Origin of the sequence: Chitinophaga sp. LS1 (genome assembly GCF_034274695.1) — a bacterium.
Lineage (GTDB): Bacteria > Bacteroidota > Bacteroidia > Chitinophagales > Chitinophagaceae > Chitinophaga.
Window position 1 is genome coordinate 7,578,435 of the sequence record NZ_CP128362.1, and the last position, 14,287, is coordinate 7,592,721.

Below are 14,287 nucleotides of genomic sequence, written 5' to 3' on the forward strand. Positions count from 1 at the left end.
CACATCGGGTTTGTAATGTAATACCAAATAGCATATGCTACAGCCAGCCAGTATTCCTTCAATTGCCGTATGGTGGCTGGATTCAAATATCCTCAAAATGATTAAAAGGAGAAACAGGCGATCCGCTCTGTAATATTTATTGCTGAGATTTTTTCTTTATTTGTGTGGAATCCAAAATTCCCTTATCAATTAGCATGCCTATTGCTATGTACATGAATTACGCTAACAAAATAAAAATGACACCGCAACGAACTTATAACTGTTAACTATTAGGATTGGCAGTGCTATAAATAATATCTACATTAAATTTCTAAACATCAACAATGGCAACAGACATAGCGAAGCTGCTTCAAAAGAAGCAGAAAAAGATTATGGAAAACTGGATGAACGCCCAGCTTTCCAACGTCAGCCTTAGGGAAGACCTAATGAGTAACGAAGACCTTAGAGAACAATCCACTGAACTCTTAGACACACTTTTAAAAGTATTATCTGAGAAAAATCTCAGCAATTTTGAATCTACTGAATTTGAACCCGTTCATGAACTCCTGGCCGGGGTATCTCATTCCCGTGCTCAACAAGGATTTACCCCTTCCGAAACTGGTGTTTATATTTTTAGTTTGAAAGATGCCCTGCTATCGACTTTACTCACTGATTTGAAGGATGATCCGGCTACCCTGGTCGATGGTGTGATCAGAATAGGTAAGCTGATGGACTATCTCAGTGTGGTTGCATTTGAAACTTTTATCAAGGGAAGAGAAGAAGTTATTCTGCGCCAGACAGATGAGATCGCAGAAATCTCCACTCCTGTGATTCGTATATGGGATGGCATTCTCGCCCTGCCTATTATTGGCACCCTGGATAGTTCCCGTACGCAGGTAGTAATGGAGAGCCTGCTGCAGGAAATTGTGGAAAGTGGCAGTACAATTGCCATATTGGATATTTCAGGTGTGGCTGCTGTAGACTCACTGGTAGCACAGCACCTGATCAAAACTGTTGCGGCGACCCGCCTGATGGGTGCAGAGTGTATTATTAGCGGTATCCGTCCTGAAATTGCACAAACAGTGGTTCACCTGGGTATCGATCTTTCCAATATTATTACCAAGGCGACACTCGCCAGTGCGCTCAAACAGGCGTTTGGTATGTTGAGACTGAGTGTAAAAAAATTGGAATTCACAAATAAAACAGCTATTTAATATATGGATCGTATTCCTATACTTCGTATGGGGAACCTGTTACTGGTGACCATACAGATAGATCTGTACGACAGGTTAGCGACCAATCTGGAGACAGATCTGGTACAAATGGTAAATAAGACCGAAGCGAAAGGTGTATTAATAGATATCTCCGCATTATCCATCGTCGATTCTTTTATGGGCCGTATTCTTGGCAACATTGGTTCTATGTCCAAAATTATGGATGCCGAAACCGTTGTTGTAGGTATGCAGCCGGCTGTCGCTATTACGCTGATTGAACTTGGGCTGGAACTCAAGGGCGTACATACGGCTTTGAATGTAGAAAAGGGAATGGAATTATTAAAGGGAAAAATTAGTAATTATGAAGATGACCTAACAGAAGACGATGAAGATAGTACTGAATAAGGACCGTATGCTAATCGAAAGAGAACAGGATGTGGTTCCATTCAGGAATCGTGTAAAAGAATATGCGGTGAAAATTGGAATGAGTCTTGTGAACCAAACCAAACTGATCACAGCCGCCAGTGAACTTGTCCGCAATATGCTGAAATATGCCAATGGTGGAATTGTGTTGATTGAGGTACTCACCCAGGGCAGAGATAGTGGGATCCGGCTTGTCTTTACCGACAAAGGGCCGGGGATTAAAGATATTTCGCTAGCTATGCAAGATGGCTATTCCTCCGGCAAAAGCCTGGGGATTGGCCTACCCGGTACCAAACGACTGGTCAATGAATTTGAAATCAAAAGTATAGTCGGCGAAGGCACAACTGTTTCAATTATTAAGTGGAAGAATGGATAAAAACATACACCTTGCGCTCAATGCATCTGAGCGAAGCTATTTTGCTATATTAAAAAAAGAAATCCATACTATGGCAATCGCTGGCGGACTTTCTGAAAAGCGGGTTGCAGAGATCGATATTATTGTGGCAGAAATAGTGACCAATCTGGTCAAACATGCAGGTGGCGGCCAGGTACTAGCTAAACTCATCCAGGAAAACGGCGAAAAAGGCATAGAACTGATCAGTATTGACAACGGCCCCGGTATGACGGATGTGACCCGGATGGTAGCAGACGGCGTATCTACAAAAAAAACACTGGGGCAGGGTCTGGGCGCCATGAAAAGGCTCTCCGATGTATTCCAGATCTATTCTAATAAGAACTGGGGTACCATCATCCTGATCAGGGTATTCAATAAGCCACCGGTCAAAGCCTTTAAAACAGAGATCAGATCCGTAATCATCCCTAAACCAGGCGAAACTGAAAGCGGAGATAATTTGTACTCTATAGTAGACAAAAACCACGTGAAATTATTCCTGGGAGATGGTCTGGGCCATGGCCCCGAAGCGGCGAAAGCCATGCGTGTAGCCGGAGAAGCATTTATGGAATGCACGCATACCAACCCCGTAGAAATCATCAGGTATATTAATTTAGCTGTCAAACGAACAAGGGGAATGGTAGGCACTGTCGCGGTTTTTGACCATGCCGCCAGGAAATGGCGCATCTGCGGAGTGGGTAATATTATCACAAAAGTGTACAATCCGGAAAGCAACAAAAACTACCTGGCGTACAACGGTATCATTGGACTCAATGTTCCCAATACCCTCAATGCCCAGGAAATTCCTTACGAAGATGGTCAGTATATCCTGATGTCAAGCGATGGTCTCAAAACGCGTTGGGAGACTTCAAAGTATACATCCATAATGCGTTACGATCTTTCTATTCTATGCGCTTCTCTCATTAAAGACTTTGCCCGCCTCACAGACGATATGTCGGTAGTGGCGTGCAAAATAAACTTGTAATCTCATGCACGAACTTGCCCGGGTGACCCTTGAGAATGAAATGGATCTCATACTTGCGCATAAGCGCTCTATGAAACTGGCAGAACTGGCCGGTCTCTCCCTGTCGGCACAAACAACTTTTGCTACTGCCGTGTCCGAGGTGTCAAGAAACGCCATCGACAGCGGCAAAAGAGGTAGTCTCATTCTAAGCGTAGAAAGCGATCTGCGGGAAAAATTCATCGTAGCCTGTCTAAAAAATGAGCAACAGAACAACGCCCGGGAAGGTCTTGAACATGCCAAAAAACTGGTTAATAAATATAAAGTATCTACTAATGGTCCGGAAACCAGCATCGAACTCTTTTATACCATCTCCCCTGCTTTCCGTATAGATATACAAAAGCTGGATGAGTGGCGGAGTCTCTTTCGCAATGAACCTTCTATCTCCCCTTACGAGGAACTGAAAAGGAAGAATGAACAGCTGCAGGAACTTTCAGAAAAAGTGCAGAAAAGTGAAGACCAGTACAAGGTGCTTACCAATTCACTCCCCCTTATGATCTTCTCGCTCGACGATCACGGACAATTGCTCTATGCCAATGACTGGCTGTTACACTACACAGGTCAAAACCTGAATAGTCTCAACAACAGCAAATGGAAAACCATCGTGCATGCTGATGATTATGACGCCTTCTGTCTGCTGTTGCAGAATGATATTACACGGGGTGCAACCACCATCAAGATACAGGCAAGGCTGATGAACAAAAGTACCAGCGATTACCTCTGGCACCAGATCTCCCTGTCACCACTCAATGGAGATAAGGAAGAGCCCAGTTACCGTATCGGGTTTATGGTCGACATCCATGCACAGAAAACGGTAGAGGAAACGCTGAAAGATAACTACGAATTAAAACAGGCGGAAAAGAAACTGAAAGATAACCAGCATACACTGGAACAGTATATTGAAGAACTGAACCGCAGTAACCAGGAGCTACAGCAATTTGCCTTTGTAGCTTCTCATGATCTGCAGGAACCGGTACGTAAATTGCTCTTTTATAGTGACTACCTGCTGAATAACTACCAGACTTCTTTTGATGAGAAAAGCCTGCATTTCCTGAACAGTATACAGGGCGCTTCCCGCAGAATGCGATCATTGATTCAAGACCTGTTACTCTTCTCACAAATCAATAAAGAACAGATTCAGTTCCAGGAAGTTGACCTGAATACGGTAGCGACAGATGCCTGCCAGGATCTGGAAATGGCGATTGAAGAAAAGAATGCCGCACTCAATATTCAATCACTGCCAAAACTCTATTGTGACGAACGTATGATGCGGCAGCTGTTTGGCAATATCATCAGCAATTCATTGAAGTATAGCAAGGATGCCCTGGCTCCTCAGATAGATATTTCTTACAAGCAGGAGAACGGGCATATTGAACTTATATTCAGGGACAACGGGATTGGATTTGATGAAAAGTACCTGCCTAAAATGTTCACCCTCTTTCAGCGCTTACATACACGACAAACGTATGAAGGCACAGGATTGGGACTGGCCATATGCAGGAAGATCGTAGAAATGCACCAGGGGAAAATATGGGCTACCTCAGAAGAGGGATTAGGTGCAACCTTTTTCATTTCTTTGCCTACACATCCGATTATTTAATTGCTTACCTTATGAAATGTGGAAAAATACTGGTTATTGACGACGACTCTGAAGATATGGCTATTATCAGAGAAGCCATGGAAATGATCAATGCTGATCATGTGATGATGTTTGCCGAAGGTGGCGAAAAGGCCCTGCAATTGCTGGACACACGCTTTAGCGCAGAACACATAGTTCCTTGTCTGATCGTACTGGACCTGAACATGCCAAAGATGAACGGTACGCAGACACTGGCAAACCTGAAGGCAGATGACCGCTTCAGGAATATTCCTGTTATCATCTACTCTACTTCTATTAATCCTTTTGAAAAAGCGAAATGTGTCACCTTAGGTGCACATGCGTATATTACCAAACCTGTATCTGTCAAAGAAAGTCTGGAAACAGCGCAGGTGTTTCTGAATTTCTGCCAGGCAGATTGATTGTTATCCCAACACTGGCAGCCACACACTCATACCACTCTTCCCCGTATTTGCCCAGGCAACATAAGGTATCAACTTTATCGTAACTGGTTTGGCGTTATCATTCAACTCCTGGTACAAGGTATTCTGCCATTTTGAGTGTCTTAACGTGGCGCATTCCATAGTTTTTCCAGTTGCGTAAATCCGTGAATAGCATGCGCAGGGAGTGTTTCTCCTTTTTCTCCAAACACATACATCGCGGCGGGTTGTTCAATAGTTATTTTGGTTTCGTCTGCGGCGGTAATATTAAGTTGTAGATATTTAGCCATAAATTCATATACTGCTTTGCGCTTGTTGCTACCAAAGTCATGGCCTTCTGCAGGCAGGTGTACATTGGATACTTTGCCGGTCTGGCCGTAGTAGCCGTAGATCTTTTGCAGGTAAGGGAAGTCGTGTTCGGGCATTTTATCTGTCCAGTCGCCGCCATCGCTGACTAACAACTGTGGTCTGGGAGCTGCCATAGCAGCGATTTCTACGTTGTCCGTTCTATTCCCGCAACCATGTATGGGCATCCCACTTTCGCAGGGGCAACCACCATAAAAATAAGAACTGATGGCCACTACAGGTGCACTCACTTTGATACGGTCATCAATAGCTGTCATCAATACCGTATGACTCCCTGCCCCTGAACCACCTGTAATACCGACTCTACTCGTATCTGCATTTTTAAGAGACAATAAATAATCGAGTATCCTGATGGTGCCAAGCGCCTGTACACTCATGGCCAGACTACGACGGTGATCGGCTTCTTCAAATTGCAACTGAGATTCACCCCATGCAAATAGATCGTAGCTGAAAGCCATAGCACCCATGCGTGCTAAGGCAGCACAGCGATATTGACAGTCCGGTCTGTATCGCTGATCTTTCCAATGCCCGTCGGGATTGAGGATCACAGGGATCTTTCCTTTGCTTTTTGCAGGTGCGTACAGTGAACCATTAATATAAACACCTGGCAGTATTTCTATGGCAATGTTACGTACAGTGTATCCATCAAACTTTCTTTCGGCAGTAATGATCGGGGCTGATGCAGGTTTAGGTGGTAATGGAGACAATTGTAATGCCTGTAAGATACAGGGTTGTAGTGTTGCTTTTCTGTTTTCCCATTCCTGTTCGTTATGATATTGCGAAGCGATCCGGTCCAGCTCTGCCCAACCATCGGCAACAGGCCAGCGATAGTATTCATAATTGGTAAGGCGGTATTGCTTATCCTTTTCCTTTCTTACTTTCAGATCGAGTGGTGCGAGTACACGTTCAAGCGTCGCCTCTGCATCCGGTCGATACCGCCAGTCCGCATAAGTCACATACTTACCGGCTACCTCTGCCTCCGTGTATCGGATTTTAATACCATAGCGGTGCTGGATATCGAGTAGTACATCCTGCAAGGGCTTCTTATATCCGCTGTCAGAGTTTTGCTGTGCATAGGCACATTGTACCAGTAACAGGCAGAAAAGCAATCTTATCATGGGAAAACATTAATAACGTGGTCACAACGGTGAATTAAGTGTCAATCAAACGAATATATTTTATTTGCCTGAAAAATCAAAATACAGGGTAAGTTGTAATAAGCGTCCTTTTTATACAAATCGTGTGAATGGTATCCAGGTGTTTTTACATCATATTTTCCGAATCCCTGAAGCTCCCGGTATAGTCATCCATTTGCCGGAATTGGCACCTGCGGTGCAATAAAATGCCCAATTGGTATTGAATTTCGGTTTCCTGGGCAGCCAGACGATATGCGCCTGTCAAAACAATAAAAAGGGGCATAATGGTCTTCTTTATAACAAAAACGTGGAGCCTGACCGGGAGTAGGATAGACAATAAAATGAATAATGGGAATTACAGCCACGGAAGGGCTCCCCATGTATACTTCACCCATATAATCATATTTCTTTCACAGTATTCACTCTTCTCTCATCAGACCGCTCTACCTGCAAGGTTTTTGTCATTACTATTAGTTATAAAATGAAACTTATGGCATCTAAAACGATATTATTTATCCATGGAATGTTTCAAAACCCTAAAAGCTGGTCTCATTGGGTAGACTTCTTTACTGAAAGAGGCTACACCTGTTTAGCGCCTCCATGGCCGTTGCATGAAGGCGACCCTGTATCATTACGCGAGCAACCACCTGCAGGCCTTGGCGAACTGAGTCTCGACACCGTTGTTAAAGCAATGGAAAAGGTAGTTGCTACACTAGCGGAAAAACCTGTGGCTATCGGTCATTCTGTAGGTGGTCTGATTGTACAGTTACTATCAGAGAAAAATTTGATTGCAGGAGGTGTATGTATCGATTCTGTGGCCCCCAATGCCATGCAGACTTTTGACTGGGGATTTTTCAAAAACAGTACACTCATTGCCAATCCATTTAAAGGCGATCATCCTTTTATAATGGACGAACAATCCTTCCATGAATCATTTGCTAATACAATGACGGATGAAGGCGCTAATGCAGCCTTTCGTGCTTTTGCAACGCACGACAGCCGGAATGTATTGAGAGATTGTCTGGGCCGTGCCGGACATGTAGACCTGGATCTGCCGCATTTCCCTTTACTATTTATTGGTGGCAGCGATGACCAGATCATTCCTGCGGAACTGAATAAGAAGAATGCGAAGGCTTATACAGATGATAAGAGTATTACAACATTCCGGGAATTTGCGCACAGGGGGCATTTCATTTGCGGGGAACCGGGATGGGAAGAAGTGGCAACATATGCATATCAATGGATTCACGCAAATATCTAATAATAAAAACCTTCATGAAAGAGGGAATTCACCAATGGGGGATGAAAACCATTTTCAGAAAAAACCCTCATGAACCGGGTTCACAAACGACTATGAAAATGGTGGTACCTTCGACAAAAGTACTACCATGGAACAATCACATATCAGTTTTGAACAGGTTGTGAGTCGCGGCTGTGGCCTCGATGTTCACCAGGAGAATGTAGTAGCCACCATCAGAGGAAATGGGTTGGAAGAACAAACCCGCACTTTTAGCACTTTCACAAGTTCACTTAGGGACCTGGTAGCTTGGCTTGAAGAATCCGGCATTACACATGTCGCAATGGAGAGCACGGGGGTTTACTGGAAGCCTGTTTTTAATATACTGGAACCTCACTTTGAACTTATTCTGGTCAATGCCCGGCATATTAAATATGTGCCGGGGCATAAGACCGATCGCAATGACAGTGCCTGGATTGCAAAATTATTGCTAAGCGGGCTACTAAAGGGAAGTTTTATTCCACCGCAATACACTCGCGAATTACGGGAATTGTACCGATACAAACGTAAAGTAATAGGACAGCGGTCCAGTGAATATAACCGGTTACAGAACATTTTAGAGACAGCCAATATCAAATTGAGCACTGTAGTCAGTGATGTATTCGGTGTAAGTGGCTGGTCAATGATCACTGCCATTATTGAAGGAGAACAGGATCCTATGATATTGGCCAATTTGGCAAAAGGTAGGCTCAAAATCAAAAAACAAGAGCTTATTCTTGCATTAGAAGGCCATCTTAATGAGCATCACCGTTTTATGCTCAGCCTGTCTAAAACTGTTATTTTACAGCTAAATGACCTACTTGGTCAGGTGGATAACCGTATAGATCAGTACTTAAAAAATGGGAGGAAGAAGTAAAATTACTTCAGACTATTCCCGGAGTACAAAAACAAACAGCTACCGCCATCTTAGCCGAAATAGGTACAGATATGCATGCGTTCCCTAATCAGCATCATTTGGCTAGTTGGTGTGGTTTATGTCCTGGTAATAATGAAAGTGCCGGAAAAAAGAAAAGTGAAAGAATCAATCATGGCAACAGATCCCTTAAAACCGCACTCGTGGAAGCAGCATGGGCTGCAGCACATACGAAAGATACTTATCTGAAAAGAAAATATTATACTTTGAGTATACGAAGAGGCAAAAAACGAGCACTTATTGCAATTTCACACAAAATCCTAATTGCCGCTTATTTTATACTCAAAAATAGAGTGCCATATATGGAACCTGATAATCAGGAGTGGCTAAAAAAAGAAAGCAGGCGCAGATAAATAATTATCTCAGACGCCTGCGCGAGCTTGAGGCATTACCCCCATCTCAATAAGATTACTAAGTTACAAAAATCGACCTTTTATTGGTGCTTTTTCAGCCTGTAGAAAAAACTGATTTAAGACTCTAAGTACAAACGATTGTTGCTATAAGCACGAAAAGAAAATTTTAATCCTATAGAGTCATATCAAATTATGGCCTGGACGAACTATTTTCAAAGAAAAAAAGGGGGCATCTTCGGGACGAGGGCACTGAAGAAGTTGCCCTTTTATGAGGGATCTCTTAAAAAATGATCAGGTAGAACACGTTTTTACCTGATCGTTTTTTTTGTACAAGAACTTGTTATTGGGCTTATATGATGATTTGTTGCGCATGATTGGTAAAATCCAAAGTTCTCCGGGCAGTTTTCACCAACTTTCGTCTTTTAGAGGTTTAGTTTGATAATTCTTTTCAGATTTACCGTGAAGATCGCCAATGCACCTTGCATTTGCATGCTATCAATCCCATAGGATATTGCCCGATTATAGCCATGTACATTCTTTAACTCACTGTTTTTTGCCTCGATCTTATATCGCTGTCTGGCCTTTTCTTTATAATATTCACTTTCTTGAAAAATCATTTGTTGCTGGTGTAAGTTTGATTGTATGGATACAGAATAGCTTTTAGTCTTTGCTTCAGGCTTATAACAATTGTCCTTCAGCGCGCAGATCTTACATTTTTCAATGTCAAAAAAATAGGTATCTACCTGATTAGTACCTACATCCTTCCTGCCATTACGGACTTTTTTAATCGCCATATGACCGGCCGGACAAACGAACATATCGGCATCCTTATTATAATCAAACTTATCCTCATCCTTTCTAAAGCCCTGGGTAATGGAAGGGTTCAGCTTTGCTACCACTTGTATATTCTGACCCTGGTTATCTTTTAATTTAAGGTTTTCTTTGCCCGAATATGCGGAATCACCGATAATCGTATCAACTTCAATCCCATTGTTCTGGCTGATCTCCAAAAGTTTGGGCAACTCCGGGCCATCACCTTTTTCTCCTGATGTGACTACCGCCGCGGTTATGATACGCTCTTCTGTCATGGCAAGATGTGTCTTATAGCCAAAGAATGAACTATCCGCAGATTTGTGCCCGATCCTGGCGTCCAGATCTGTGGAGAGTATGTGGTTTTCTTCCGTATCCTCTAATGTTTCCTTTAGCAGGTTTAGCTTTTCTTTAACCGCAGGTATTGAACTTAAAGTCTGCTCTGAGCTAATACGCCTCTCAAGTTCTCTGCAATAAATCAGCTCATCCTGCAGATCATTCGACGTATTTTTCTCAGGCAGATGGCCCTTCATATCCTTATCTATGGCGTAAACTGCTTTGCGAAGTAATTTTGAACGTTCTCTTAACACATCAAGGGCCGAATAAGGATTCGATCTGGAGAGTGAATGGGTGGCATCAACAATGATCGATTTGGATTTAATAATTCCTTTTTCGAGAGCAATAGATACAGTTTTGCCAATCAGCAGATTTAACAGGTCTGTGTCTTTTAAGCGAAGCTTTCGAAATTTAGTCAGTGAACTAGGGTTGATAACAGCTTCCTCGGGAGACATATCAAGAAAGTATTTGAAGGACATATCATAACGGGAACGCTCAACGATATCGACGTCTGAGGCAGTATAGATCGTTTTCAATAATAAGTATTTGAACATACGGATCGGGCTTTCAGCCATGCGACCATTATTCAAACAATACTTATTCACCAGTTCCTGATAAATAAACTGAAAATCGATCAGTTCGTTAATCTGGCGGAGCAGATTGCCTTTAGGTACTATAAGATCGTAAAGACTCGAAAAAGAACTAAGCTGAAGTTGCTGTTGATGAGGTAACATGCTATGATATATTGCTGATACCTCTAAGATAATTGAAAGGGAGCAGTAAACTTGCGTTTGCTGCTCCCTTTAATATTTAAGCATCTTGGGACTTTTTCAGTGCCCTCCTTCGGGACGCCCCTTTTTTTTATTTGGGTACCTTTTTCATACATGCACTTCCTGTTACTTATAATACATCCCCTCTTATCTATTTCCTGTGGAATCGTATCACCTGCATACTCAGTGCATCCAGCGTCATACTTCCTTTTGTTAATGCTGTTTCAATAGAAACAGGCACGCCCCTGTCTTCTTTCAATATTGTCACATTTGCCTTTGATTGCAATGCACCAAAAGCTTTCAGATTGACATTTACTTTAGCGTCTGTACCACCCGCATTTACAATCTTTACAATGATATCTCCTGTCTTTGTATCCTTCACACAGGATGCTGCCAGCGTAGAATCCTTCTTACGATCAAAGGTCACTACATCACTGATATATACATCTCCTGTATTCGCAGAAAACAGCTGCTGTACATAGTAGTTCACCGTTGGATATACACCTGTATTGTCAAAATAAATCAGGTCCGGATTCCAGTTGGTATTTCCTTTCTTTGCCAGCAGTGGTGCATAAGAAGCCATGTGTACCACATCACCGTTTCTTTCCAGACTGGTCATATAAGCAGCTTCAGAGATAGCGTTGATAAACCTGTTGCCTTTAGAAGCATATTCGCCAACATACACTTTTGCTTTTTTCCTGTCATACTTATCATAGCGAAGATTATTCTTCAGGAACCATTCAGGGTCATTATAATAATGCTCATCTACTACCGGTACTTTCAGTTTGTTTACGATCTCCCATCCTTTCTCATAATCTTCACCTTCAGAGAAAGGACCAGCTGTACCAATTACTGTAATTTCCGGATGCTTTGCTTTCACAACATTATAAATCATGGTGAAGCGTTCTTCAAAACCTGGGGTCATTTTATCTTCATTACCAATACCAACGTATTCCAGGTGGAATGGCTCCGGATGACCTGCAGCAGCGCGCCTGGCTCCCCAGGCAGAAGTAACGGGACCATTTGCAAATTCTATCAGATCCAATACATCCTGGATATATGCCTGCATATCCTGCATAGGAATACCTTTCTGACCTGTGCCACCAATCGCCCAGGTACCGCCGGAATTCTGGCAACTCACAGCAGCAGCCAGGATAGGTACGGGTTTAGCACCAATGTCTTCACAGAACCGGAAATATTCAAAATAACCCAATCCCATTGACTGGTGATAGTTCCAGATGTTGCGCTGATCAACACGTGCTTCTAAAGGACCAATGGTATTTTTCCAGTTGTAAATGTTTGCGATACCATCTCCATGTACCAGGCATCCACCGGGAAAGCGCATAAATTTCGGGTGCAGATCTGCAATCGCCTGTCCCAGGTCAGCCCTCATCCCGTTTGGCCTGTCCTTGAATGTTTTCTTTGGAAAAAGCGACACCTGATCCAATGCCAGTTCGCCAATACCTTTTGCGATGATCACCACACAGGCGCTGTCATCGCTTTTATTCACCGTAATACTGGCGGCATATTTCTGCCAGTTTTTATCTTTTATATCGAAAGTGGTTTCGCCGTAAATATCTCCTTTTTTGTTGCGGAGACTTACAGTGACAGGCATGGCATTGCCAGCAAGTCTATTTGCGAAAAACGATACATCGTACTGTTCGCCTTCTTTTACAGAAATACCATTAAAACCGTAGTTAGTTAATCCAAGACCTTCCTGTCCTGCATCCTGGATATCCAGTACTACATAATGCGGATTATTTTCATTGAGTGGAGACTTCGTTTCCACCGATATTTTGCCGTAAGCAAATCCTTTGGGTGTGTACTCCCATGCTGTCATTGGATTCCATCCTCTATGGTCCGATCCTGTATATTCAAAAGAACGGTTCTGGATGAGTTCTGCATACAATCCCCCATCAGCAGCATAGCTGATGTCTTCAAAGAAGATACCGAATAGGTCAGGACTGATAGCCTTCTGCCGTTGGGCAAAGGTAGCCGTGGAATAAAGGGCGATGATAAATGTAAATAATGGACGTTGCATATAAATTGAAATCTACGTTAGTGTTAATATACAACTACGATTTATTAATGAGTATAAAAATCTTTAAATATCATTTTCTTTTTGAATACAGTCTACTTTTCAAGTAATTATTCTGCTCAAAAACTTACATTCATTTACTAATATTTTTAGTATTTTGTGCTAAATTAATTAGTTTTGTGTCAATAGAATTAGAACAGGTTTTCGAAGGTGCTTATTTCTTACAACAGGGAAAAAAGATTAGGATAAAAGGCACGGATTTACCAAATATCCTGCAGGTTATCGATACGCTGGAACCAATATTGATCGAACGCGCTGAATTGTCGCTTTTCCGCTTCTCCACTATGGATGGAAGGACCGGCACAGTTCTTCGTCCAACAGCACTTGGTAACAAGTTTTGGCTGAAACCTGGCATGGGAGGAAAATGGTTTGTAGGTGTAGATGAAGTCCTGACTTCTGCTTACATCTACTACATTCATCAGCTACAACGGCTCTTCTTTTCCCTCTTTGAAGAACAACTCAGGTACCCCAGTGATGAAGTACCCACTGGCAAATCTGCGAAAAAAACCTACTACTATAAACCTCAGCACCAGGTTAGCTCAATAGTAGTAGAAACCAATAATCCGCGCATAAAAAGTGGCTATTCCAGGAAAGCAATCCTGGTGCCTGTGCCGGATGAATTGTACTACCTCACCTCCGACATGCGGTTGCTGATCCGGTCCAAACAATTGGGATACGCCATCTGGGAAGTAGTAGAAAGTCCGCCACTCTTCGTACATGACGGCAAACCCTGGGGCCTCCGACTGGCAGCAGGTAAAACCGTCACCGAAGAGGAGACGGCAAAAGCAGGAAAGTGGCTGCTGAAGCATCTGATAGGAAATGAAGTGAATTTTACTTAAGCAACAACGGGGACAAACTCAAATAACAAAGGGAATAAAACAAACGACCGGTAATAAAGAACTTTTCAGCACCCTCAGACTGTATATCTCAAAATAACAAAGAAATCGCCTTCAACATGAACTATTCAACATCTTCATCGTAAAGCTCGTTTTTGAGCTGCATCCATGCCAACACAAAAGGATGATCAGCATGCATTGTTTCTAAACGACAAGTCTGCTCTCACTGTGTGCAGCAGCTATAGCTATGCCATCACCTCACTTGTGTCAGTTAGGAGTACTCCGCACCCCCGGAGTACCCCTAACT

Annotated in this window: 13 protein-coding genes and 1 pseudogene; 10 read left to right on the plus strand and 4 right to left on the minus strand. The window is 42.8% G+C overall.

What is annotated here, in order from left to right; translation table 11 throughout:
* Positions 1-323: 323 nt before the first annotated feature.
* The 6 genes from QQL36_RS30965 (at position 324) to QQL36_RS30990 (ending at position 5,047) form a co-directional block, all read left to right on the plus strand.
* Positions 324-1,193: an STAS domain-containing protein gene (locus tag QQL36_RS30965; protein ID WP_083727152.1), complete on the plus strand. Its 870-nt coding sequence runs from the start codon at positions 324-326 to the stop codon at positions 1,191-1,193.
* A gap of 3 nt (positions 1,194-1,196) precedes the next feature.
* On the plus strand, positions 1,197-1,598 hold the full coding sequence (locus QQL36_RS30970) for an STAS domain-containing protein (protein WP_083727154.1): 402 nt from the start codon (positions 1,197-1,199) through the stop codon (positions 1,596-1,598).
* Positions 1,579-1,992: an anti-sigma regulatory factor gene (locus QQL36_RS30975; protein WP_083727156.1), complete on the plus strand. Its 414-nt coding sequence runs from the start codon at positions 1,579-1,581 to the stop codon at positions 1,990-1,992. The genes QQL36_RS30970 and QQL36_RS30975 overlap by 20 nt, the downstream gene beginning before the upstream one ends.
* Positions 1,993-2,062: 70 nt before the next feature.
* Positions 2,063-2,992, plus strand: coding sequence for an ATP-binding SpoIIE family protein phosphatase (locus QQL36_RS30980; protein WP_321567917.1), 930 nt, complete (start codon positions 2,063-2,065; stop codon positions 2,990-2,992).
* Between the two features lie 4 nt (positions 2,993-2,996).
* Positions 2,997-4,628 carry an ATP-binding protein gene (locus QQL36_RS30985; RefSeq protein WP_321567918.1) on the plus strand — a complete coding sequence of 544 codons (1,632 nt, stop codon included), beginning with the start codon at positions 2,997-2,999 and terminating at the stop codon, positions 4,626-4,628.
* 11 nt (positions 4,629-4,639) lie between these two features.
* Positions 4,640-5,047, plus strand: coding sequence for a response regulator (locus QQL36_RS30990; protein ID WP_179091258.1), 408 nt, complete (start codon positions 4,640-4,642; stop codon positions 5,045-5,047).
* 3 nt (positions 5,048-5,050) lie between these two features.
* On the opposite strand, the gene QQL36_RS30995 is transcribed toward QQL36_RS30990, so the two are convergent.
* Both QQL36_RS30995 and QQL36_RS31000 read right to left on the minus strand, forming a co-directional pair.
* Positions 5,051-5,209, minus strand: coding sequence for a hypothetical protein (locus tag QQL36_RS30995; protein ID WP_321567919.1), 159 nt, complete (start codon positions 5,207-5,209; stop codon positions 5,051-5,053).
* The gene (locus tag QQL36_RS31000; protein ID WP_083727162.1) at positions 5,191-6,549 is read right to left on the minus strand and encodes an alpha/beta hydrolase family protein; all 1,359 of its coding nucleotides are present in this window, start codon (positions 6,547-6,549) and stop codon (positions 5,191-5,193) included. The genes QQL36_RS30995 and QQL36_RS31000 overlap by 19 nt, the downstream gene beginning before the upstream one ends.
* Before the next feature lie 508 nt (positions 6,550-7,057).
* Here QQL36_RS31000 and QQL36_RS31005 point away from each other — a divergent pair.
* The 3 genes and pseudogenes from QQL36_RS31005 to QQL36_RS31015 all read left to right on the plus strand — a co-directional run.
* Positions 7,058-7,828, plus strand: coding sequence for an alpha/beta hydrolase (locus QQL36_RS31005; protein WP_083727176.1), 771 nt, complete (start codon positions 7,058-7,060; stop codon positions 7,826-7,828).
* A 127-nt stretch (positions 7,829-7,955) separates the two neighbouring features.
* Positions 7,956-8,720, plus strand: a complete 765-nt coding sequence (locus QQL36_RS31010; RefSeq protein ID WP_321566635.1) for an IS110 family transposase — start codon at positions 7,956-7,958, stop codon at positions 8,718-8,720.
* An 11-nt stretch (positions 8,721-8,731) separates the two neighbouring features.
* Positions 8,732-9,130, plus strand: a pseudogene (locus QQL36_RS31015) (transposase); the annotation flags it as partial.
* Positions 9,131-9,552: 422 nt separating this feature from the next.
* Here QQL36_RS31015 and QQL36_RS31020 read toward each other — a convergent pair.
* Both QQL36_RS31020 and QQL36_RS31025 read right to left on the minus strand, forming a co-directional pair.
* Complete coding sequence (locus QQL36_RS31020; RefSeq protein ID WP_083730652.1) at positions 9,553-11,010, minus strand: IS1182 family transposase; 1,458 nt, start codon at positions 11,008-11,010, stop codon at positions 9,553-9,555.
* A gap of 187 nt (positions 11,011-11,197) precedes the next feature.
* The gene (locus QQL36_RS31025; protein ID WP_321567920.1) at positions 11,198-13,087 is read right to left on the minus strand and encodes an alpha-L-arabinofuranosidase C-terminal domain-containing protein; all 1,890 of its coding nucleotides are present in this window, start codon (positions 13,085-13,087) and stop codon (positions 11,198-11,200) included.
* A gap of 176 nt (positions 13,088-13,263) precedes the next feature.
* Here QQL36_RS31025 and QQL36_RS31030 point away from each other — a divergent pair, with 176 nt between their 5' ends.
* Positions 13,264-13,983: a hypothetical protein gene (locus QQL36_RS31030; protein ID WP_321567921.1), complete on the plus strand. Its 720-nt coding sequence runs from the start codon at positions 13,264-13,266 to the stop codon at positions 13,981-13,983.
* Positions 13,984-14,287: the final 304 nt, after the last annotated feature.